This is a genomic window from Bacillus sp. FMQ74 (assembly GCF_001875785.1).
Lineage (GTDB): Bacteria > Bacillota > Bacilli > Bacillales > Bacillaceae > Bacillus > Bacillus stercoris.
The window spans coordinates 466636-489737 of record NZ_MOEO01000001.1 but is presented as its reverse complement, the minus strand read 5'-3'; the positions used below and the strand labels follow the sequence as shown (position 1 = coordinate 489737).

The 23102-nt window shown below is 42.2% G+C and carries 22 protein-coding genes, 2 pseudogenes and 1 riboswitch; of the genes and pseudogenes, 6 read left to right on the top strand and 18 right to left on the bottom strand.

Going from position 1 to position 23102, the window contains the following annotated elements:
• Window positions 1–93 precede the first annotated feature (93 nt).
• The 4 genes from ptsG to papB all read right to left on the bottom strand — a co-directional run bounded on the left by ptsG (window position 94) and on the right by papB (window position 5690).
• Window positions 94–2193, bottom strand: a complete 2100-nt coding sequence (gene ptsG, locus BLL41_RS02665) for a PTS glucose transporter subunit IIABC (protein ID WP_071576701.1) — start codon at window positions 2191–2193, stop codon at window positions 94–96.
• A 227-nt stretch (window positions 2194–2420) separates the two neighbouring features.
• Complete coding sequence (gene glcT, locus BLL41_RS02660) at window positions 2421–3287, bottom strand: glucose PTS transporter transcription antiterminator GlcT (RefSeq protein WP_003218635.1); 867 nt, start codon at window positions 3285–3287, stop codon at window positions 2421–2423.
• Window positions 3288–3349: 62 nt separating this feature from the next.
• Entirely contained in the window at window positions 3350–4315 is a 966-nt protein-coding gene (locus BLL41_RS02655; RefSeq protein WP_071576700.1) for a LacI family DNA-binding transcriptional regulator, read from the bottom strand.
• 280 nt (window positions 4316–4595) lie between these two features.
• Entirely contained in the window at window positions 4596–5690 is a 1095-nt protein-coding gene (gene papB / locus BLL41_RS02645) for a di/tri-peptidase (RefSeq protein ID WP_071576699.1), read from the bottom strand.
• A gap of 164 nt (window positions 5691–5854) precedes the next feature.
• Here papB and BLL41_RS02640 point away from each other — a divergent pair, with 164 nt between their 5' ends.
• On the top strand, window positions 5855–6058 hold the full coding sequence (locus tag BLL41_RS02640; protein WP_071576698.1) for a hypothetical protein: 204 nt from the start codon (window positions 5855–5857) through the stop codon (window positions 6056–6058).
• 36 nt (window positions 6059–6094) lie between these two features.
• Here BLL41_RS02640 and pfeT read toward each other — a convergent pair whose 3' ends face one another.
• The 5 genes from pfeT to BLL41_RS02610 all read right to left on the bottom strand — a co-directional run bounded on the left by pfeT (window position 6095) and on the right by BLL41_RS02610 (window position 11367).
• A complete protein-coding gene (gene pfeT, locus BLL41_RS02635; protein WP_071576697.1) occupies window positions 6095–8008 on the bottom strand; it encodes a metal-transporting ATPase PfeT in 1914 nt (637 codons plus the stop codon).
• A 236-nt stretch (window positions 8009–8244) separates the two neighbouring features.
• Complete coding sequence (gene stoA, locus BLL41_RS02630) at window positions 8245–8742, bottom strand: sporulation thiol-disulfide oxidoreductase StoA (protein WP_071576696.1); 498 nt, start codon at window positions 8740–8742, stop codon at window positions 8245–8247.
• A 50-nt stretch (window positions 8743–8792) separates the two neighbouring features.
• The gene (gene ykvU / locus BLL41_RS02625) at window positions 8793–10130 is read right to left on the bottom strand and encodes a sporulation protein YkvU (protein WP_071576695.1); all 1338 of its coding nucleotides are present in this window, start codon (window positions 10128–10130) and stop codon (window positions 8793–8795) included.
• Window positions 10131–10247: 117 nt separating this feature from the next.
• Window positions 10248–10874, bottom strand: coding sequence for a cell wall hydrolase (locus BLL41_RS02620; RefSeq protein ID WP_003232442.1), 627 nt, complete (start codon window positions 10872–10874; stop codon window positions 10248–10250).
• A 298-nt stretch (window positions 10875–11172) separates the two neighbouring features.
• Window positions 11173–11367 (bottom strand): hypothetical protein, encoded by a 195-nt coding sequence (locus BLL41_RS02610; protein ID WP_003218622.1) that lies wholly within the window; start codon window positions 11365–11367, stop codon window positions 11173–11175.
• 164 nt (window positions 11368–11531) lie between these two features.
• Here BLL41_RS02610 and BLL41_RS02605 point away from each other — a divergent pair, with 164 nt between their 5' ends.
• A complete protein-coding gene (locus BLL41_RS02605) occupies window positions 11532–11717 on the top strand; it encodes a YkvS family protein (protein ID WP_003232446.1) in 186 nt (61 codons plus the stop codon).
• 122 nt (window positions 11718–11839) lie between these two features.
• On the opposite strand, the gene BLL41_RS02600 is transcribed toward BLL41_RS02605, so the two are convergent.
• The 4 genes and pseudogenes from BLL41_RS02600 to BLL41_RS02585 form a co-directional block, all read right to left on the bottom strand.
• A complete protein-coding gene (locus BLL41_RS02600) occupies window positions 11840–12130 on the bottom strand; it encodes a YkvR family protein (protein ID WP_071576693.1) in 291 nt (96 codons plus the stop codon).
• 318 nt (window positions 12131–12448) lie between these two features.
• Window positions 12449–12654, bottom strand: a pseudogene (locus tag BLL41_RS02595) (tunnelling fold family protein); the annotation flags it as partial.
• A gap of 11 nt (window positions 12655–12665) precedes the next feature.
• Window positions 12666–12893: pseudogene (locus BLL41_RS02590) on the bottom strand (tyrosine-type recombinase/integrase); the annotation flags it as partial.
• Between the two features lie 232 nt (window positions 12894–13125).
• Window positions 13126–13872, bottom strand: a complete 747-nt coding sequence (locus BLL41_RS02585) for an SDR family NAD(P)-dependent oxidoreductase (protein ID WP_071576692.1) — start codon at window positions 13870–13872, stop codon at window positions 13126–13128.
• Window positions 13873–14040: 168 nt separating this feature from the next.
• Here BLL41_RS02585 and BLL41_RS02580 point away from each other — a divergent pair, with 168 nt between their 5' ends.
• A complete protein-coding gene (locus tag BLL41_RS02580; RefSeq protein ID WP_041344828.1) occupies window positions 14041–14400 on the top strand; it encodes a winged helix-turn-helix transcriptional regulator in 360 nt (119 codons plus the stop codon).
• 583 nt (window positions 14401–14983) lie between these two features.
• On the opposite strand, the gene queF is transcribed toward BLL41_RS02580, so the two are convergent.
• The 5 genes from queF to BLL41_RS02555 form a co-directional block, all read right to left on the bottom strand.
• Entirely contained in the window at window positions 14984–15481 is a 498-nt protein-coding gene (queF, locus tag BLL41_RS02575; protein WP_003218613.1) for a preQ(1) synthase, read from the bottom strand.
• A 17-nt stretch (window positions 15482–15498) separates the two neighbouring features.
• Window positions 15499–16230 (bottom strand): 7-carboxy-7-deazaguanine synthase QueE, encoded by a 732-nt coding sequence (queE, locus tag BLL41_RS02570; RefSeq protein WP_071576691.1) that lies wholly within the window; start codon window positions 16228–16230, stop codon window positions 15499–15501.
• Window positions 16223–16672: a 6-carboxytetrahydropterin synthase QueD gene (gene queD / locus BLL41_RS02565; protein WP_080478214.1), complete on the bottom strand. Its 450-nt coding sequence runs from the start codon at window positions 16670–16672 to the stop codon at window positions 16223–16225. Before queD ends, queE begins: the two co-directional genes overlap by 8 nt.
• Window positions 16665–17324, bottom strand: a complete 660-nt coding sequence (gene queC / locus BLL41_RS02560) for a 7-cyano-7-deazaguanine synthase QueC (RefSeq protein WP_071576690.1) — start codon at window positions 17322–17324, stop codon at window positions 16665–16667. The genes queD and queC overlap by 8 nt, the downstream gene beginning before the upstream one ends.
• A gap of 127 nt (window positions 17325–17451) precedes the next feature.
• A riboswitch (PreQ1 riboswitch) is annotated at window positions 17452–17496 on the bottom strand.
• A gap of 127 nt (window positions 17497–17623) precedes the next feature.
• On the bottom strand, window positions 17624–18667 hold the full coding sequence (locus BLL41_RS02555) for a YkvI family membrane protein (protein ID WP_071576689.1): 1044 nt from the start codon (window positions 18665–18667) through the stop codon (window positions 17624–17626).
• 361 nt (window positions 18668–19028) lie between these two features.
• Here BLL41_RS02555 and clpE point away from each other — a divergent pair, with 361 nt between their 5' ends.
• From clpE to motB, 3 genes are all read left to right on the top strand, one after another.
• The gene (gene clpE / locus BLL41_RS02550; RefSeq protein WP_071576688.1) at window positions 19029–21128 is read left to right on the top strand and encodes an ATP-dependent protease ATP-binding subunit ClpE; all 2100 of its coding nucleotides are present in this window, start codon (window positions 19029–19031) and stop codon (window positions 21126–21128) included.
• A 381-nt stretch (window positions 21129–21509) separates the two neighbouring features.
• Window positions 21510–22322: a flagellar motor stator protein MotA gene (gene motA, locus BLL41_RS02545; protein ID WP_014663751.1), complete on the top strand. Its 813-nt coding sequence runs from the start codon at window positions 21510–21512 to the stop codon at window positions 22320–22322.
• Window positions 22294–23079, top strand: coding sequence for a flagellar motor protein MotB (motB, locus tag BLL41_RS02540; RefSeq protein ID WP_003232473.1), 786 nt, complete (start codon window positions 22294–22296; stop codon window positions 23077–23079). Before motA ends, motB begins: the two co-directional genes overlap by 29 nt.
• The last annotated feature ends 23 nt before the right edge of the window (window positions 23080–23102 follow it).

Below are 23102 nucleotides of genomic sequence, written 5' to 3'. Positions count from 1 at the left end.
ATCATTCTCCTTTTAACTTAAAGCTTTATTACTTCACAATATTATATCATACAACCGTACTTGTCATCTGACAAGCACGGCGTACTAACACCCTTATTTTTCAATCTTCACAATTTCTTCTTGTTCTCTGTTGACTGAACCGCTGGCTTTAATGCTGACTGTTTCTCCTTCAGCAAGGTTTGTAAATACAATCGGTGTCATGAGAGATGGTACATTCGGTTTGACTGCGTCCAGATCAACTTCAAGAAGTTTTTGTCCAGGCTCAACGCGGTCTCCTTCTGATACGAAAGACGTAAATCCTTCGCCCTTCAGGCTGACGGTATCAATACCAAAGTGGATTAAAATTTCTCTTCCGCCGTCGGATTGCAGGCCGATCGCATGTTTTGTCGGGAACACATTTAGAATTTTTCCTCGAACCGGTGATACGACAATTCCTTCAGAAGGGAGAATCGCAAAACCGTCACCCATCATTTTTCCTGAGAAGACTTGGTCAGGAACATCTGTAATCGGGTGAATTTCCCCGGCAATCGGAGAAACGAAAACCTCCTCGCCGATTTCATTTTGCAGCGGTTCTGCAATCACTTCCTCAACCTGCTGGCCTACTTCCTCTTGAGCAGATGTTTTAGGTTCAGGTCTAGGCTTGCGTCCCGCAATAATGTCTTGCATTTGTGTTTTTAACCCGTCAGAACGCGGTCCGAAAATAGCCTGAATATTATTGCCGACTTCCAGCACTCCAGAAGCGCCAAGCTGTTTCAGACGGTCTTTATCAACCTTTTTCTGATCGTTTACAGTCACACGGAGACGAGTGATACAAGCATCAAGGTGTTTGATGTTTTCTTGGTCACCCATTGCCTGCAGGATCTCATAAGGAAGATCTCCTGCTTCACCTGTTTTCCCAGGTGCTGCTGTTTCTTCCGCAGCATCCTCGCGTCCAGGTGTTTTCAGATTAAATTTGCGGATGGCAAATCGGAATCCGAAGTAGTAAATGACCGCTAACCCTAAGCCGACAGGGATGACAAGCCACCATGCCGTCCGGTTCGGTAAAATACCGAATAGGAAGTAATCAATTAAACCTCCGGAGAATGTCATACCAATCTTAACATTCAACAGCTGCATGACCATGAATGAAAGCCCCGCAAACACACAGTGAATCGCAAACAGGACTGGTGCAACGAATAAGAATGAAAATTCCAATGGCTCTGTAATCCCCGTTAAGAAGGATGTCAAGGCCGCTGAACCCATAATACCTGCAACGAGTTTTTTGTTTTGCGGTTTTGCTTCATGATAAATGGCAAGCGCCGCAGCAGGCAGACCGAACATCATGAATGGATATTTACCTGTCATGAACGTACCTGCTGTTAACTGTACGCCGTCTTTAATCTGCGCCATAAAGATACGCTGATCCCCGCGGATGATTTCTCCTGCTGCACTCTTATAGCTGAAGAATTCATACCAGAACGGCGAATAAAAAATGTGGTGCAATCCGAATGGGATAAGCGAACGTTCAATCACCCCGAAGATAAATGCAGCAAGGGTTGGATTCGCTTCCACTAATCCTGTTGAAAAGGCATTCAATCCATGCTGGATCGGAGGCCAGATCACTAACATAATAAGACCCAGAATCAGTGCAGAAATTGACGTAACAATTGGAACGAAACGTTTACCCGCAAAGAAACCAAGGTATTGCGGCAGTTCAATTGTGTAAAATCTGTTAAACAATAATGCAGCTAACACACCGACGATAATACCGCCGAACACCCCTGTCGCCAGGGTAGGAATACCTAGCATGTTTACATATGCAGGATGGTTTTCCGTAAAGAACTTGGCTCTTTCAATTGAATCGGAAGGAATGGTTCCGTTTGCAAGAAGAACCGCACTCATGGATACATTCATTACAAGATAACCGATAATTGCTGCAATCCCTGCAACTCCATCACCATTGGCAAGCCCGATGGCTACACCTACTGCGAAAAGAAGCGGAAGGTTATCGAAAACAATCTGCCCAGCGCTTTCCATCACACCTGCTACAAGCTGAACATTGTCATTGCTCAAGAAATGCAGGACCTGAATCATGTCCTTATTTTGCATCGCATTCCCTATCGCAAGTAAAATACCTGCAGCCGGAAGGATCGCAACTGGAAGCATAAGCGCACGCCCAATTTTTTGAAGAACGCCGAATAATGCTTTAAACATAAGAATTGACCTCCTCTTTTTACTAGTCTGACCTTACAGCTAAAAATCATGACAACGAATTCACAGGCGTAAGTCTTCCAGTTTAACCGTTTACATTTGCCCTTTTACACAACAAAAAGGCATGAGCAAAATTGGGTGCGCAAAAGAACGAGAATGAACTTCCCGTTTTTTTCCCTCAATCACTCATGCCTGATCGAATCAGTAACACGTTATAAGGATAAACTGAATTATGAAATTTTATTGGTTAATCGGTACAGATGAAGCGTCAGATAAACCGCTTCCGCCTCATGAACTGGTTTCTTCAATGTTTGCTGCAAGATTTTAATCAATTTCCAAGCTGTATTGTAGCATAGCGGATATTCATTTTTCAATAACAACATTAATTTTTCTGGTTCTTTAGTCGGTTCTTCTTTTTTAATTCTTTCTATTGTAAATCTGATATGCCGAATCAGCCGCAAATAGTTGACACTTTCCTTATTTACTTTCATTTGAAATGAGTCTTCAATCACCTCGACAAGCTGCGCCATGAGCTGAGAGTGCTGATTGACCTCAGACAGCGGGCGGTTTGTCAACGCTGAATGGATATGCAGAGCGATAAAACCAATCTCCCCTTCTGGAAGACAGATTCCCGCCTTTTCATTGATCATATCTATGACTTCTTTGGCTATTTGGTACTCCTCTGGGTATAGTGACTGAGTCTCCATTAAAAATGGATTTTTCATATCAAATCCCTGTTGCTGCCTTTTGATCGCAAATGCGATATGGTCTGTCAGCGCAATGTGAATATGTTCATTTAATGAGTGATTAGTCCTATTGCTGATGTGATAGATGACATCGTTTGAAATATCAACGAGCTTTTCATCAACATAGTCAAGGAGCTTTTTAAACTGCTTTTGTTCCTTCTCGTCTTTTAAAATGAACATTTTATCGTAGCCTTTATCTTCAATGACATCATCTTGTTTTTTTCCGAAACCAATACCTTTTCCGATTAAAACGACTTCGCTGTATTTATGATGAGAAGCAATTAATACATTATTATTCAGTACCTTTTTCACTGTGAAGGACCCATTCACGATCCTCAGCTCCTTTGTCATTCAATACCTCATATCGTACATAACGAACGGAATGCACGTCAAACCTTTTTTCGATGCTTTCACTAAACAGTCGATCTTTCGATGAGACGATAATCCAAAACTTTCCTTTCAATCGGCTTCCCTTGAATTCTTTTTTCCAGCATCGCAAATGCCTGCTTTCCCATTTCCTTTGTCTGAATATCGATCGTTGTGATTCCAAGCGCTTGGCTGATTTCGTGGTTATCAACGCTTAAGATCGCAAGCTCATCCGGTACTGATACCTGCTGGTTCTTTGCTTCAAGAAAAAGCCCTGCTGACACTTGATCATTGGCAACAAAAATAGCCGTCGGCTTTTCCTTCCACGTTTTCCATTTATAAAAAAGCGCCTTCCCATCATTGATTGTAATCGCTTTCTCAACTACCCAGTCTTCACGAAATGCCTCGCCGATCTCTTCCAATGCTTCTTTATAGGCTGTGATTCGAAAATGGCTGTTCATGCCTTTTTTTCTTGCCAAACAGATAGCTATTTTTTTGTGCCCTTTGGCAATTAAATAGTCCAAGCCGTTCCGGAATGCTTCTTGGTGAGGAATGCTGATGGTTGGGAAATGGCCAATATCTGAATTCTGGCATAGCAATATCGGGCCCTCCCATTCCATGAGTTTCTCATCAGCAAGTGCCTTTGAACAAAAAATCAGGCCGTCAACCTGTCGCTGCTTTAATTGAGACAGCGCAAAGATTTCTTTTTGGACCTCATAGTTTGTTTGAAATAAAGAGAGGTGAATCCCGGATTCCGCGGCTGCGTCAGCTATTCCTGCAATCAGCTCTGCAAAATATGGCAGACTAACCGTCGGCAAGACAACACCAATCATGTTTGAAAATCCTTTCGACAAATGTACAGCGTGAATATTTCTCGTGTACTCCAATGCCTCCATCGCTTCAAGCACTCTTTTTCTTTTGTCTTCACTAACGTACGGATGATTGTTTATCACCCGGGAAACCGTTGTAACGGAGACACCTGCTTTTTCTGCAATGTCTTTAATATTAGCCATAGATTCCCTTCTTTCTAAATCCCTTGATCTGGAATGCGTTTCATACAATATGATAGGAACGTACCAGACATATTTTATGTTTTTTGCTGAAAGGAGAAGATCACATGGGTTTTTTCATTTTAATTGGATTATGTCTCACTGTTCTCGGCGGCAGCTGTCTTGCTGTAAAACCTCTCAACCAAAAACATGAAATTAAACCATTTCGAACTTTTGATGATTTTTTTATTTAATGCAGATAAAAAAGGACGATGTCTAGAACAAAGTCCTTTTTTACTTCCTGTTACGGCAGTATGATTAATTCCTTCGGATATTGTGTCAGAGCAACTGCCCCGTCCTTAGTTACATGAACGTCATCCTCAATGCGCACGCCGCCGATTTCAGGCACATAAATCCCCGGTTCGATCGTGTAGACCATGCCTTCCTGCAGCAGTGTATCGTTGGCTTGGCTCATAGATGGGTACTCATGGACAGAAATCCCGAGCCCGTGTCCAAGCCGGTGAGGAAAATAATCTCCGTATCCCGCTTTTTCAATGATACCGCGCGCAGTTAAGTCAAGGTCACCGATTCTGACACCGGGCTTGCTTGCCTCAATCGCGGCTTTTTCCGCTTGAAGCACAGTCTCGTAAATCGCCTCCTGCTTCGGATTGATGGTTTTGTATGCAAATGTTCTTGTAATATCAGAGCAGTAGCCATCAAGGATTACACCCAGATCAAATAAAACAAAATCACCTTTCTTCAAAGTGGCTGTACCAGGGTTTCCGTGAGGCTGGCCTGATTTTTCTCCGAATAAAACCATTGTCGAAAAAGACATGCCTTGAATTCCTTTTTTCTTCAGCTCATACTCAATTTGAGCGAGCACTTCCACTTCACTAATGCCCTCTCGCAAAGCAGCTGTACCGACTTCAACACCGTAATCCGCAAGCTTTGCCGCCTCTTTCAGCAAACGAATTTCATTGTCGTCTTTAATCAGGCGAAACTGGTTGAGTGTTTCTTCTGCTGATACGAATTTAGCCCCGCCCGTCGAATGCTTCAGCTGTTCTGCGCGTGATAGCGAGATGGAATCCTTTTCTACCGCAAGCGTATGTATGCTGATATTTCGCTTTTTCAAGGCTTTCTCTATCAGCTCCCACGGATTTTCGTGATCCGCATAACCAATAATTTCATAATTCCAGCCTGCGTTGCGGGCCTGTCCTGCTTCCATTCCTGGACAAATAAAGAAAGGCTCCTCTTCTTGAAAAATAAATAACCCCATTAATCTTTCATGCGGCTCTGTGTAAAAACCGGTTAAGTAAAAAACATTTTCTTTCGTATGAATAAATGCGGCAGTATGCCCCGCTTCCTTCAGCCATGAAGAGACGCGTTGTATTCTATTCACTTCTTGTTCCTCCCCGCCATTTGCAATGCATTGTTCTATCCTCCATTGTATCAGGTTTTACAAATGTTTGCCTTTCACAACGCCTTCATTTTCCGATGCATTTTATTTCCTGCTTCTCTTCCTGTATACTGACAGTAACGTTCAATCGCAGGGGGTTGTTCCGTTTGCTGATGAATTTTTTCAGACGAAAAGCAGTTATGCTCTTAACGGTTTTTGGAATTTCCGCTCCTTTTATCGGGATGAAGATGGTGGGCTTTTATTATTACAGCTCAATTATAGGCTGTGCAGCGGGTTTCCTTTGCTGCATCCTCGCTCTCATCCTGGTTACGAAAAGATCTGCTAAAGACAAAAATGAAGGGAAAGCTTGATACATAAAAACCAGCAGCCTGATGGGGCTGCTGATTTTATTTTAGGAGTCTTAATCCGTTTAGTATGACCAAAATCGTACTTCCCTCATGACCAATCACGCCAAATGGCAATTCCATCACCTGCAAAAAGTTTGCACAAATCAGCAGGCAGATTACAGCTAGAGAAAACACGATATTTTGTTTGATGATCCTGTTCATTTTCCGCGACAAGCGGCACATGTTTACGAGCTTTTTCAAGTCGTTTTTCATGAGGACCATATCAGCGGTCTCAAGTGCTACATCTGTTCCGCCGCCCATCGCAATGCCGACATCCGCCGCTTTGAGCGCCGGCGCATCATTGATTCCGTCACCAACCATCGCAATCGTTCCGAATTCTTCTTTTAATCGTTTGATTTCATTCACTTTTTGGTCAGGCAGGCATTCTGCCGCAACAGTTGTCATGCCGGCTTCCTTGGCAATCGCTTGAGCCGTGTCCTTGTGATCTCCTGTCAGCATGGCCGTTTTAATCCCAAGTCGGTTTAGTTCTTCCATGACCTCTTTTGCTTCAGGCCTGATTTGGTCCTTCAGTGCAATACAGCCCGCTATTTGATCATCCTTTTTCACAAATACAATCGTTTGGCCGCTTTGAATGATATCTGATGCTGTCTGTTTCATAAATTGTGCTGCCATTTCCTCGCCGATAAAACCTGCTTTACCGACCTTCCATTTCGCGCCCGACACTTCTGCCATAACGCCAAACCCCGATGTTTCTTCTATAGATATGTAGCCAGACTGATTCACGCCGCGGCTTTCAGCGTACGCCGTTATGGCTTGGGCGAGCGGATGGCTTGATTGCGTTTCGATGGCATAGACAGCCTCAAGAACTTCCGCTTCACTGAATCCTTCTGCTATTCTAATCGTCTCAACGGCAGGCTGGCCTTTAGTTACAGTACCGGTCTTATCAAAGGCGATCATTTGCACAGAGCCCAGCTGTTCAAGAAAGACGCTTCCTTTCACAAGCATGCCGTTGCGGGCGCCATTTGAAATCAGGGACAGCGCAGCCGGCATAATAGAGGCGACAAGCGCACAAGGTGACGCGACAACCATAAACACCATTGCGCGGTAAAAGGTTTCACTCCAGCTCCAGCCCAGCGCAAAGTGCGGGATGAATAACAGGAGCCCCACCGCAATTAACACACCTTTCACATAAGCATTTTCAAATCGTTCGATGAAAGCCTGTGCGGGTGATACACTGTTTTGCGCTGATTCAACCAGTTTGATAATTTTTCTGAATAACGAATCTTCGTTTGCTTTCGTAACACGAACAGTCAAGGATCCATTGCGATTCACCGTTCCTGTGAATACAGCGTCGCCTGTGTTTTTTTCTACAGGCATTGATTCACCTGTTAATGCCGACTCGTCAAGGCTTGTCGAGCCCGATTCAATGATACCGTCTGCCGCTACACGTTCTCCAGGTTTAATCACAATCAGATCACCGGCCTGCAAGTCTGAAACCGGAACTCTTTTGGTTTCATCATCGACCAGCAATGTTGCTTCTTCAGGCTCAAGCTGCATTAAAGACGTTAAATCTCTGCTGCTTTTATTCATTGTGTAGGTTTCTAAAGCTCCGCTTAAGGAAAAAATAAATATTAAAATAGCGCCCTCTGCCCAGTATCCAATCAAGGCAGAGCCAATGGCAGCGAAAATCATTAAAAGTTCTACATTCAGCGTTTTGGATTTGAGCGTTTCTTCGATTCCTTCCTTTGCTTTAGCAAATCCGCCAATCACAAAAGCCAGCAAGAAAAGTGTTATGGATAATGCTTGATGGCCGGATAAGAGCCAGCCAGCCAAAATAAGAGCGCCTGATCCAAGTGCTGCAATAAGCTCTGCGTGCTGCGCCCAGTTTTTTTCTCTCTTGTCTGTTTTTAATGGCTCTTGCGGATCGCGTTGAACGATAACTTGTTCATTCATATCAAATTCTCCTCTCTAATTGAGAACGTAAATCATCTTCATTTCCTTTATAAAAAACAAAATCGCCGCCCAAAAGGCAGCTTTATCGTCAGTTATTTCTTGATGTCTTCCTTTATTATAGCACGCAAGAAGAGAATTTCAATTATAATTATTTTAATTTCTTTTTGATAATAATTATCATTAATGTTTATTCACTTCTTCTCTATATGAAAAAAGCTGAGAGTCTATGCTCTCAGCTATTCTTCCGTCCATTCCTTCAGTTGTTCCGCCGTCATCGGGCCAATTTTTGTTTTTTCAATTTCTCCCTTTTCATTCAGCAAAAATGATGTTGGAATCGTGATGATATGATACTCCTTCATCAATTCCCCTTTTGAGTCAAGGACAATCGGAAACGTCAGCTTGTTTGCTTTAATAAAGTCTTCAACGACTTGCTGATTTTGTTCCGAATTCACTAAATTCACCGTTACCAGCTTTACACTGTCGGATGGATGGGCATCATAAAACGATTGAAACTGGGGAAGCTCCTTTTTGCAGGGCGGACACCATGATGTCCAAAAATGGAGAATTGTTTTTTGCCCTTTATTCGGAATCGAGATGTCCTCCCCTTCTATCGTTTTCATAAGAAAAACAGCGGGAACAGCAGGCTGTTTTTCCTCAGCCTGTGCCACACCTGGAAACCATGCAATCAACCCTAATAACATAATGTATATAGTAAGCAAGCGCTTCGTCAACATGGAATCTTCCTTTCATGCTTTTCAATTAGCTTGCCCCTGCAGTTCCTATATCATCCTTCAATTCGCGGCGTTCTGGTCCCTCCCGTAAGGAATACGGATACCTTCAATGCTTTGCAGATCGTGGCATAGTGCAGGCTCGTCAAAAGAATCATGCCAGTGTTCATTCCTAGGATAATCCCGAGCATTTGCAGATTCTCCATTGATCCCAGTACATACATCATACTCAGCGCAACAATATGGCTCCATACATTGTGATAAAAAGCCTCTTTCACAAAGCCCATCCCTATTAAGCACGCCTGCAGCGGCATGACAAACAGATGAAAGAGAAAGTAAGGCCACAACAGCTGCAAGTAATACTGCGCTTCAGGAGAGTGAAAAAACAAATGCGTGAGAGGTCCCGCAAACTGGAACATGATCCAGACAGCCGGTATACCGTAACCTAATGTAATGAAAATCGACTGCTTCAGCCTTTTTAACACGATGTCATACTGAGAAAGTGCATAAGCTTCCGAAATACTCGGTATCATGACGACCATTAACGAATGGGCAATAAAAGCAGGGAACGACCCTATCGTCACAGCCACTCCTGCCAGCATTCCGTATTGATCGATCGCCGCTGTCCCGGCAACGCCCGCAGCCAAAAGAGCTCCTTTTACTAAAAAGGGTTCAATTGCATTGACAACCGCATGAAAAATGCGCAGTCCTGTTGTAGGAATTGAAACAGCAAGCAGTCTTTTCCTTACATCCTTTCCGCGCAAATGAATGTGCTGCTGGCCGGATAACGCCCGCCTTGCCATGATAAATTGTGAATATAAATAAACAAGCACGACAACATCACTCACGACTAGAACAAACAAGGAAATCAGCACAGCCATGTCCAATTCAAATGAGTACCATTGAAAAAAGAGGAATAAGCACAAGAGCTGGATGATTTTTTTCAGCACATTGGCAATTGCGATCTTCCCCATTTTCTGCACACCCATAAAGTAGCCCCTGGCGATTGAAGTAAAGGCGACAACAGGAATTAAGCCGATGACAATCCCTTTAATAAACGGGTGGTATGTATCAAATACCGGAATAAACGGAAGCGCAATACTAGCGGCGGCAGTAGAAAAAGCAGTAAAAATGGCTGTCATTCTGAAAGCGTGCCTCAGCATGCTTTCATGAAGCTTAGGATTTGACTCGGCAATGAATTTAGAAATGGATATCGGCAGTTCCAGGCTCGCGATGACAATAATTAAAAAGATCGTGGGCAAAATACTCATGTAAAGCCCCATCCCATGCTCGCCAAGCTCCCGCGCCAAAATCATATTTACGACAAATTCAAGGCATTCAGCGAAAAAGGCGGCAATGGATAAAAGAATGATCCCTTTCACAAATCGATTCATGATGTCTCTCCTTGTCTCTTGTACTACCAACATCATATGAGACAAGTTCAAAAATTATTTTATTTTTACTCTTTATATGAAAAAAAGCACAGCTGAGACAAATTGTCTCTTCTATGCTTAGACGGCAAAAACGTGTCTGCCGATTTTTTCTACGATTTTTCTTGAACGAATCCAATTATCTGACGCTGTTTTCGGATTATAAAAGAATATGGCATCTGTTTCTCTATTTTTTGAGGACAGCGCTTCTTCGGCAGCTTCAATCGATTCTTTATCAGGCTTTTGGTTAATGCTCCCGTTTGCGACCGGTTCAAAGGCGTTTTTCTGATAAATAACTCCTCTTATCGTATCTGGAAAACCTTTTTTCTCCGTCCTGTTCAGTACAACGCTTGCTACAGCGACCTTGCCTTTATATGATTCTCCTTTGGCCTCTGCGTGAACGAGACGGGACAGCAACTCTTTTTCAGACTGTGTATATGTTTCTTTCTCATCATTTGTTTTGTCCGGTTTATCTTTCTCTTTCTTTTCAGTGTGTGCTGATAGCTTAATCGGTTTTATTTTCTTGTCCTTATCAGCAGACAGTGAAGGGAAAGATTCATTCGTATTTCGATCTATATGTGTAAGCCATTTCGCTTCTTCATGTTTTGTCTTCTTTGCGCTCAGTAGTGAAGCTTGTGTATGCTCAATTTTGGCTGCAGGCATGAAACAAAGAAGAAAAACAGCCAGAGCAGTGAATTTCGTTGTCATACAATTTCCTCCTTAAAGTGCTCAAAAAAACACTTCATTACCTTAACAAGAGATCCATTCATTTTCACGGAAAAAGATTTTCCAACTCTCCCAAGGAGGTATCAGGATGGAATAAAGAGGATGACTCACTGCTTACTGGCAGAAAAACAGCCTGGAATTATATAAATATTGTAAAATAAAAGCATATTTATCCATCTTTGACACTTTACATTTTATTTACACCTGTTACAGACGGATGTAATAAAAGGCCTGTATTCTGTCATATATGATAAAAAGGCTTCTCACATATGAGAAACCTTCAGCTTCTTGGCTGTTCTAAGTATTGAAATATGACATCTCCGCCTTGCTGGGCAATTCCTCGGAAATGTTTAAAATCATCTTGTTTAGATAACACAGCCCTGAAATCAAGGAAATGCTCTTTCTGGACTCTCAGTTCGTTTATGGCGCCGGTGCGCAGCTGTTCAATCATTTCTGTGATCTCTTCGGGACGCAACGAAAATTCCCCCTTTTCTTTCTATTGACGAAAATCAATATATCATCTTTATAGCGACAGGACAATTCATAAGGGAGATAAAACTCCTTATCGCTTTACTTCTCAATGAAAATACTGCAAAATACTTTCAAAAGGCATTATTATGTTTAAAGGAGAGGAAGCTTGTGAAAATCGCTAAGGTTGGAAATGTCATTGAATTTAAAAACGGATTAACCGGTGTTGTTGAAAAAGTAAATGAGAATTCTGTTATCGTTGATGTGACGATCATGGATAACTATCGGGATCTTGAGTTAGATTCATTGACAGTTGTTAATCATAAAAATTATAAGATCATCAGAGACTCCTATTAAAACCTCCTTATTTCCACATTGATTCGAAAAAAACTGCAAGACGGACAATTAAACACCTTACATATGAAATTCACTTTCTCAAAAGCTGCCGGCCGGCAGCTTTTTTACGTAAAAAACACCGATCATGAAACGGCGTTTTTGTCTATTTCCGTTATTTCTATATAGAACTCGCTGACGGCCCCTGGTTCGTACAGATTGGTCAATGACGTTGAATAATTTGTCATTTCACCCCGGAAAGCAAGATCTCGTTCCGGAACCTCGACATTAAACGTTTTTTCATACAACAGGACGGCGATATCATGGTAAGTCTCACTCGTAACGTTTAGGGTACATGCAATTTTGCGCTTCGGCTCGTTTTCTTCTTGATATGCAGCTATTTCTAACGTTACATTGTTTAACCGCAGTGTCTTCATTTCTTATCAGCTCCTTTATGGTTCATGCATCTTAGCATACCTTAGCGAACGTTCACAATAAATCTGTTCTGATCGTTATTTTCACCATTTCTTTAGAAAAGACACCTTCACAAACATACGTTCGTTAATTTATAATAAAACAGACGAGCTGCCATCCAGCATCCCGTCTTTTCATTAGAAAGCGGCGAGTGGAATTCCCCCGGATTCACTCGTCTTTTTTTACATAATCGGGGTGTGAAGAACGAGTAACTAAGATGCTTTTAAAAACAAAAAATAGACGTGCTGTTACACACGTCTAGGTTAGGACATCTTGTACCATTACCGATTATCAATCGTCTCCGGATACAAATCATGGTTCATCATTCGGTATTCGGCCATTTTCTCATATTTCGTGCCAGGTTTTCCATAGTTTGTGTACGGGTCAATGGAAATTCCGCCTCTTGGCGTGAATTTGCCCCAATGTAGCGCGGGTCCATTAATTCAATCATGTCATTCATGATGATATTCATGCAGTCCTCGTGGAAGAAAAGTCAGGTTAAAGTCTTGCCCCACAAGTGTTTTCTGATGTTTTTAATGTTGTTGTAATTCGTGCGTGCCCCAATCTTTCCTGAACGATCCTTGGGTTAAAATTTAGAATCCCAATTAAAAAGGTAGCATGTGTATGTCTTAAATCATGGCAGCGAAGTTTAGGTGAATTCAATGCATCTCTTGTTACATTAAATGATCTCCTATAATTATTAGGATGTACCCAGTTCCCTGTTTTAGAACATACAACGCCCCCGTTACTTTAAGTACATTTATTCACAAGGTAATCTTTTTTACAGGTCATTTAGTGGTAGCCCCAGGAAAATGCGAATTTACAACGTTAAGCAAATTCAAATATAAAAAAGTCGAATTCCCTGTCCTTTAAGGAAAACGACTTTTTTATACGACTTCTTCAAGTAAATCCCCATTAACCTTTTTTGGGGACTATTTGTAATCTCTGCGCAGGGAAATTATACCTGTGCTAGCCCGCCATCTACGAACAATTCAACACCCGTCAAGTAACTGCTTTCGTCTGAAGCAAGGAAAGATACAGCGTTTGCTACTTCTTCAGGTGTCCCAACTTTTCCAGCTGGAACAGTATTTCTGCTATTTTCCAGTGCCTCTTCAAGTGCATCACCAAAAAGCTCATCGTAGGCAGGTGTAAGAATACCTCCTGGACTAACCACATTTACACGGATTTCAGTACCTTTTAGGTCAAGAATCCAGTTGCGAACTAGTGCTCTTAATGCTGCTTTAGATGCTCCATATACACTAAACGCTGGGTTGCCAATTGATCCAGCAGTAGAGCCCGTTACAATAATAGAACCTACTTTGTCTGGGAATAGTGATAATGCTTTTTGAACAGTAAAGATGGTTCCTTTAACGTTAATGTCGAACGTTCTATCAACCTGCTCTTCAGTAATTTCACCTAATGGAAGGAAGTTGCCGATGCCTGCATTAGCAAAAAGAATGTCCAACCTACCTTTTTCCTGCTTTATAATGTCATATAGTTTGTCTAAGTCTTCAAGCTTAGAAATATCACCTTGAACACCGGTTACGTTCTTGCCAATTTGGTTAACAGCTTTATCAAGTTCGTTTTGTCTACGTCCCGTGATATAAACATATGCACCTTCGTTTACAAATTTTTGTGCTGTAGCAAGACCAATCCCACTTGTTCCACCCGTTACAAGCGCTATTTTACCTTCAAATTTACCCATACTTAACACTCCTTTAGAATTAATTTTATTTTATGTCTAGTACCTTTAAGTACTTGAAGAACAACTTACAAGATATAGTATCCTTCAGTAAGCACGTTATCGGAAGTACCCACTTTTTTGTGATATAGTAACTAAAAAGTAATAAATGTGGAATGGAGAGCTTTAGACATGAAAAAAAAATTTAGTTGTGGGTTTGAAGTGACAAAGGAAGTTATTGGAGGAAAATGGAAAGGCCTTGTATTATACTTTTTAATGAATGGACCAAAGAGAACGAGTGAATTAAAGCGCATTATCCCAAATATAACTCAGAAAATGCTGATTCAAACACTTAGAGAGCTTGAAGCCAGTGGACTTGTGAGCAGAAAGATGTATAATCAAGTACCGCCGAAGGTTGAATATTCATCCACTGAACTTGGAGAATCTCTTAAACCTATCTTGCAGGAGCTCTGTCAATGGGGAGGCCATTATGCGGAGCAAGAGTATGCAGAAGGTGAATATGAAATTGTACAACCAGAACAACTAAGTTAGGATTGATGTAGCTGCTGAAGTAAATGCTAAACAACTTCAATACCATCACCTAACAGATGAAGAACAGTCAGAAATAAATGAGATATTCAATTTTGAAAGTGAGGTTCTAATAAGATGTGTCATGGACTATATTCAGGAGAACTTTGATGAAATTCAAAAAAGAGCTGTTTCAAATGTTAAAGAGAAGGTTCAGAAACTTAGCCAAAAAATAAATGAAGATATTGATAATAATATTTAATGCCTATGATCTCTAGATAGGCATTTTTTCTTTCGGATAAAAAAAGAAAAGACGTACAAATTGTACGCCTTAATCTGCTTCTGTACTATCAATTTTTCACTGCATAAAAGTCACAGTTCAGGTTGCACCTCAGGTCACACTTTTTAATACAATTCCCATGAGTAGAGCCATTTTCAGGTGTGACTTTTCCCACTTTTAGTGTGACCGGGTCACACTTTTATTGAGCTTAGTGCGGGTCACACTTCGCTGTGACCAGGTCACATTTCCGCTGAAAATTAACGCTGAATGTTCGGATTTTACTGTGACTCCACTTCGTTTCACACTCCGTATCACACAACGGAATAATTAACGATTATCAATCGTCTCCGGATACAAATCATGATTCATCATGCGGTACTCGGCCATTTTCTCATATTTCGTGCCAGGTTTTCCATAGTTTGTGTACGGGTCAATGGAAATTCCGCCTCTTGGCGTGAATTTGCCCCATACTTCGATGTAGCGCGGATCCATTAATTCAATCAAGTCATTCATAATGATGTTCATGCAGTCCTCGTGGAAGTCACCATGGTTTCTGAAACTGAATAGATACAGCTTTAATGATTTGCTTTCAACCATTTTTTCATCAGGAATGTAGCTGATGTAGATTGTTGCAAAGTCAGGCTGTCCTGTTTTTGGACATAAAGATGTGAATTCAGGACAATTGAATTTTACAAAGTAATCACGGTTTACGTGTTTATTCGGGAAGGATTCCAGCACGTCCGGCGCATATTCGAACAAATAATTTGTACCTTGGTTGCCTAGCAGTGTTACACCTTCTAATTCTGATTCTTTTCTTGTCGTCATGTTCATCTTCCTTTCTATTATACTCCGCGTTTGTTGCCCCATAACAGGGTGTGCAGCTGCGGGAGCACTCTGACGAGATTCAGCTCTGCATCGACAGCTACCTTATCAACGAGCGCTTCATATTTTCCAAGCAAATGTGCAACCAGTGACTGGTCATCTGTCGTATGCACGTCATCATTGCCGACTTGTAAATAAAACGGAATCCCGGGGTACCGCTTGTGCACCGTTTTGGCAAATTCCAGATCTTCATCATTAAAGATAACAACCTTCAAGCTGACAGCATGCTGTCTATCATTCTCTTGAAGTGAAGTTAAAATGTGGTCAAGCTTTTGAAAGTTCGTCACCATTTTTGAGCTTGGCGGTTTTGGAGAAATTGTCAGGTCATCAATCAGCGTAAACCAATCCTGATAAACGGTCCCTTGAGTTTCAAGCGCTGCACGGATGTTATTTTCCTTCAGCAGTTCAATAAAAGCATCCAGCTGTTTTAACAGGGCTGGGTTACCGCCTGAGATCGTCACATGAGAAAACGCGTCTCCTCCAATGTCCTTAAGCTCTGCAAAAATCTCCTCTGCCGTCATCCAGCGAATATCTTTTTTAGCAGATCCGTCCCAAGTGAAGGCGGAGTCACACCAGCTGCAGGAATAATCACAGCCGGCTGTCCGGACGAACATCGTTTTCTGTCCGATCACCATGCCTTCTCCTTGAATCGTCGGGCCGAAAATTTCTAATACAGGAATTCCTTTAGCCATTCAAACCACCCTTTTTCGGACGGTAGACACAGTAGCTTGTCGGTGTTTCACGGACAAACACCTGTACACAGGCCGGCTTATTCTCCAAAGTGTCTAAATAAGCCTGTACGTTGTCATAAATCGTTTTCGCCACAACTTCAGTTGTCGGCAGCGAATACCGGTCGTCCTGAGAAAAATCTTCATGATCATTTAATAGCGTATGGTCATAGTTTCCATGCACCAGTTTTTTGAGCACGCTGAAATTGACAAGGAAGCCGGAGTCGTCAAGTTCGTCGCCGGCAACGGTTATATTTACGGTATACGTATGCCCGTGAATCCTGCTGCACGCTCCCGCACTTTCCCGAGGGATAAAATGAGCGGCTGAGATGTGCATGTCCTTATTCAGTTCAAACGAATAAGGATGCTGGGCCTGCGGATAAATTTGAGATAACAATTTATGCACGCTCTCCTTTCATCACCATATATTCTTCATAACCTTTTGAACGAAGATGGCATGCCGGACATTCGCCGCAGCCGTCTGCGATGATGCCGTTATAGCATGTCAGCGTGTTGTTTTTCACAAAATCCAGCGCGCCAAGCTCATCTGCAAGCTTCCATGTTTCCGCCTTATTGAGCCACATGAGAGGCGTATGGATCACAAACGGCTTCTCCATCGCCAGATTTACCGTTACATTGCAAGATTTCACGAATTCGTCACGACAGTCAGGATAACCGCTGAAGTCTGTCTCGCAAACTCCTGTAATGATGTGGCGCGCGCCAATTTGGTATGCCAGGATAGACGCAAAGGATAAGAATACCAAATTGCGGCCTGGGACGAATGTGGATGGCAGTTCGCCGTCTTTTGCTTCTATCTCAATATCATTTCTAGTCAGGGCATTCGGTGCAAGCTGGTTTAAAAGTGACATATCAAGCAAATGATTTTTCACACCAAGCTTTTCCGCAATGGATTTAGCCACTTCAATTTCCTGCGAATGTCGCTGATTATAATGAAAAGTCACCGTTTCGACTTCTTCGAATTCTTTTAAAGCCCACAGTAAGCATGTGGTGCTGTCTTGACCGCCGCTAAATACGACAATTGCTTTTTCTTTTTTCATGATTCCTCTCCTTCTCCGCAATAAAAACGTCGGCGAGAGACATCGCTACAGCTGATTCACGCAAAAAAACACCTTTTCGGAAGGTGCTCTAGAAAAACATAAAAAAGGCCGTATCCAAGGATACAGCTCGTCCTTAGTTTTTTATAGAGGGTGTAGCTAGAACCTCTCCCGCATACCGCACGGATTTTCTTCAATTTTTTCACTTCTGCTATCTTACCATAATGTTGTTTTTCTTGACAATAAAAAAGTCAGTCCACCTCTTCAAGATCTATTGTAACGGTTCGCTTCATTATATATAGTTATAAACTGTGCCGCCTAGGAGCCTTTTTACAAATCAAAGCGCCTATGAAGGCCAGACTCACATAGCCAAACAAGGGATAAATCGTTGAAATGAGCTTGCCGTACCCTATCTGGCTCGTGATATAAGCCGTGATCATAATGGCCGCAAAGATATATTTGCTTTTCACTGGAAGAAAGCTTTGCACTTGTTTTTCTAATCCATATAGATTACCGATAACTGATGTGAACACTTCTCCGAAAATAATCAGTAAATAAATCAAATGGACAGATCGTGCAAAGAGATAAACCACTTGCGCCATCGGTATATCATACAAAAATACATCCGGAAGAGTCGACAAAGACAGAAAACTCGCGGACAGCACAATCGTCAGCATCGTGCCTCCGATTAAAGCGCCTTTTTTTATCACTTTCTCCGAGGACATTTCATTCGCCAGCGGAACCAGAACCGCTTGGGCAAGCGATAAATTCAAAGCCCCGTAAGAAAAGGCTGATAACAGCCAATCCCAGCGATGCGGCCAGACCCACTGAGCTGCGTTTCGTGATTCGTTGAATATAAAAGAGTCGGCCACCACAATCATTGAAAAGATGATTAAAAGGGGAACAACAAACACATTGACACCGAAAATGCCTTTTACTCCTCTAGTCATCACAATTAAGCTCAGACCGATTGTAATGAGCATCCCAATCTGAGCGGACATCCCCAATTGTTCCTCAAAAAGTGCTCCTGCTCCTGAGAGCATAACAGATGTAACTCCGAGAAGAACAAACAGCATAAATACATTGATAATCCGCCCAGCCGTCGCCCCGAACAAAAAGATGTTCATTTCTTGATATGACTTGGCATTGATTCGCTTTGAAATGATCATCAGCTTGGCGCCCAGTAACGTAAACATTCCGCCGCTGACGAGAATACCGAATAAACCGAACCAGCCGAACTTAAGAAAAAACTCAACAATTTCTCTGCCAGTCGCAAATCCAGCTCCGACTACTGTGCCGACATACACAAAAGCAAGCTGACTTGCAGACCCTTTTGATTGTTCCATTTCTCCCCTCCGAACGATCCGCAGTTTTGTCCATAGATGCCTTTTTATAACCTATGAGACAAGTTCCTTGAAAAGACGAAGAAAACATGTTTTACTTTGTAACAAATTAAAAAATTTTTGTGCAAAAGACTTGAAAGTCAAAGATGGTCAGAGTATACTATTAATCAAAGTTGGTCAAACAAACCGGCCTTTTTTAAAAAACAATTGGTCAAAGATAGTCAAAAAGTTAAGTTGCTTTGAGCATATTGTTTTAAATGCCGTTGAGTTTGCCATATACTAATAGTCAAAGAAGGTCAAATCAGACCTTTTTATTCACTTTCATTGGTCAAAGAAGATCAAATTATTAAGGAGGTTTTGGCAAATGCGTTGTCAACATTGTCATCAAAACGAGGCGACGATTCGCCTTAACATGCAAATAAATTCCGTTCATAAACAGATGGTTCTATGTGAAACTTGTTATAACGAACTGACCCGTAAACCTTCAATGAGTATGGGTCCTCAATCTTTCGGATTTCCTTTTGAACAGGCATTCCAGCCGAAAGAACAGAGCGCAGCAAAACAAAGCGGAAAAAAAGGGCTGCTTGATGAGCTGGCTCAAAATATTACAAACGGTGCTAAAGCCGGTCTCATTGATCCAGTCATCGGCCGTGATGATGAAGTGGCGAGAGTGATCGAAATTCTAAACCGCCGCAACAAAAACAATCCGGTTCTTATTGGGGAGCCGGGTGTAGGGAAAACTGCCATCGCTGAAGGACTCGCTTTAAAAATTGCTGAAGGCGATGTTCCAAACAAACTGAAAAACAAAGAGCTATACTTGCTTGATGTTGCATCCCTTGTTGCAAATACAGGGATCAGAGGCCAATTTGAGGAGAGAATGAAACAGCTGATCACTGAGCTGAAGGAACGAAAAAATGTCATTCTGTTCATTGATGAAATTCACCTTCTCGTCGGCGCAGGCTCTGCAGAAGGATCAATGGACGCCGGCAATATTCTCAAACCGGCCCTAGCCAGAGGCGAACTGCAAGTCATTGGGGCGACAACACTGAAAGAATACCGTCAAATCGAAAAAGATGCTGCGCTGGAAAGACGTTTTCAGCCTGTCATGGTGCAGGAGCCTTCAATTGAACAAGCTATCCTCATTCTGCAAGGGATTAAAGACAAATACGAGGCGTACCATGGCGTGACCTTCAGTGATGAAGCAATCAAAGCATGTGTCACTTTATCATCCCGCTACATTCAGGACAGACACCTGCCGGATAAAGCAATTGATTTATTAGATGAAGCAGGTTCAAAAGCCAACCTGTTAATTGATGAACTGAATGATGAGGATGCGGCTGAACGCTTAACTGCAATTGAAGCAGAAAAAACCAAAGCACTTGAAGAAGAAAATTACGAACTGGCGGCAAAACTCCGTGATGAAGAACTCGCATTGGAGAAAAAACTGAACAGCTCCTCCGCTCAAACTGCTGTTACTGTGGAAGCTGAACACATTCAGGAAATTGTTGAACAAAAAACAGGTATTCCTGTCGGCAAACTGCAGGCAGACGAACAAACGAAAATGAAGGAGCTTGAAGCAAAACTTCATGAACGCGTGATCGGACAAGAAGCGGCTGTTCAAAAAGTGGCAAAAGCGGTAAGACGAAGCCGCGCCGGATTAAAATCCAAAAACAGACCAGTCGGCTCCTTCCTCTTTGTCGGTCCTACCGGCGTAGGGAAAACAGAGCTCTCTAAAACACTGGCGGATGAATTGTTCGGCACAAAAGACGCTATTATCCGTCTCGATATGAGCGAATACATGGAAAAACACGCCGTATCTAAAATTATCGGTTCACCGCCTGGATATGTCGGCCATGAGGAAGCTGGACAATTAACTGAAAAAGTGCGCCGCAATCCTTACAGCATTGTGTTGCTGGATGAGATTGAAAAAGCACACCCAGACGTTCAGCACATGTTCCTGCAAATTATGGAAGATGGCCGTCTGACAGACAGCCAAGGCAGAACCGTAAGCTTTAAAGACACTGTAATCATCATGACAAGTAATGCGGGTGCTGGCGAGAAACAAACGAAAGTTGGTTTCCAATCAGATGACAGTGTCATCGAAGAACAAACATTGATTGATTCACTGAGCATGTTCTTTAAACCCGAGTTCCTCAACCGTTTTGACAGCATTATTGAGTTCCGCTCATTGGAAAAAGAACATCTGGTCAAAATCGTCAGCCTTCTTCTTGGAGAACTTGAAGAAACATTGGCTGAACGGGGCATCAGCTTGCATGTAACAGATGAAGCGAAAGAAAAAATCGCTGAGCTGGGCTACCACCCTTCATTCGGTGCACGTCCGCTTAGAAGAACCATCCAAGAATGGGTTGAGGATGAAATGACTGATCTGCTGCTTGATAACAGCGAGATCACAAGTTTTCACGTCATTTTAGAAGATGATAAAATCAAAGTGCAAGCGAAATAACAATTAGCGGTTTCCTTTTAGGAAGCCGCTTTTTTATGCATTCATACTCTTGACTGAGTAAATACCGTCCCTTCCCCTGAAGCGCTGCTTCCTTTCATCCTTTACACTTTTTTTAAGGAGGGATGGAACACGTTTATATACAGTGAATATGTATTTCTACTATTATATGAATACCATCTGAAGGACAGCTTGCAAACAAACTGCCAATTTCATTAAACCCCTGGGCTTTTCAATTTTGAAAAGTCCGTTTTTGTTTATTTCTCCCTTCTATTCCTCTTCCTTGAATATTTCATGAACAAATTCACAATGTCCCTAAAGTTCCGGGCGCCAAAACCGATATTAACCATAGACAAGCTAGTAAAAAAGGATTTGGTGAAAAATATGGATAAAACTTCGTTAATCGGTATTATTCTTGCTTTTGTGGCATTGAGTGTGGGAATGGTTCTGAAAGGCGTCAGCTTCAACGCGCTTGCAAACCCCGCCGCCATTTTAATTATTATCGCCGGGACAATCTCAGCAGTCGTTATTGCGTTCCCAACAAAAGAAATTAAAAAAGTGCCTGCGCTGTTTCGAGTGTTATTTAAGGAAAATAAACAGCTCACAATAGAGGAACTCATTCCTATGTTCTCTGAATGGGCTCAGCTTGCACGCCGCGAAGGTCTGCTTGCTTTAGAAGCAAGCATTGAGGATGTAGATGATGCTTTCTTGAAAAACGGGCTCAGCATGGCTGTTGACGGGCAAAGCGCGGAATTTATCAGAGATATCATGACAGAGGAAGTCGAAGCAATGGAGGACAGGCACCAAGCCGGAGCCGCTATCTTTACACAAGCGGGAACGTACGCGCCGACACTTGGAGTACTCGGCGCTGTAATCGGGCTAATTGCCGCCCTCTCTCATATGGATAACACAGATGAGCTTGGGCACGCCATCAGTGCTGCCTTTGTTGCCACACTTCTCGGTATCTTCACAGGGTATGTGTTATGGCATCCTTTCGCAAATAAATTAAAGCGAAAATCAAAACAAGAAGTAAAACTGCGTGAAGTCATGATTGAAGGTGTGTTATCCGTTTTAGAAGGACAGGCACCGAAAGTCATCGAACAAAAGCTTTTAATGTATCTTCCTGCGAAGGACCGCTTGAAATTTGCAGAACAAGGAGAGGCGCAAAATGGCGAGAAAAAAGAAGAAGAAGCATGAGGACGAGCACGTTGATGAATCATGGCTCGTGCCTTACGCCGACATCCTTACTCTTCTCCTGGCATTGTTTATTGTGCTGTACGCGAGCAGCTCAATTGACGCAGCTAAGTTTCAAATGCTTTCAAAATCATTTAATGAAGTCTTTACAGGAGGCACCGGTGTACTGGACTACTCCAGTGTCACTCCTCCTGAAAACGAGTCAGACGGCATCGATGAAGTGAAAAAGGAAAAAGAAGAGAAAGAGAAAAACAAGAAAGAAAAAGAAAAAGCAGCTGATCAAGAAGAACTTGAAAATGTGAAGAGCCAGGTGGAAAAGTTCATCAAAGATAAAAAGCTGGAACATCAGCTGGAGACGAAGATGACTAGTGAAGGCCTTCTGATTACGATTAAAGACAGCATCTTCTTTGATTCTGGAAAAGCGACCATCCGTAAGGAAGATGTGCCGCTTGCAAAAGAGATTTCAAATCTTCTTGTGATTAACCCGCCAAGAAATATCATTATCAGCGGACATACTGATAATATGCCAATTAAAAATTCTGAATTCCAATCAAACTGGCATTTAAGCGTCATGAGAGCGGTAAACTTTATGGGGCTTTTGATTGAAAACCCCAAGCTCGATGCAAAAGTGTTCAGTGCCAAGGGTTATGGCGAGTATAAACCGGTGGCTTCCAACAAAACTGCGGAAGGCCGAAGCAAAAACCGGCGGGTTGAAGTTCTTATTTTGCCGAGAGGCGCAGCGGAAACAAATGAAAAATAGCAAAAAAGGAAGCCTTGTGACAT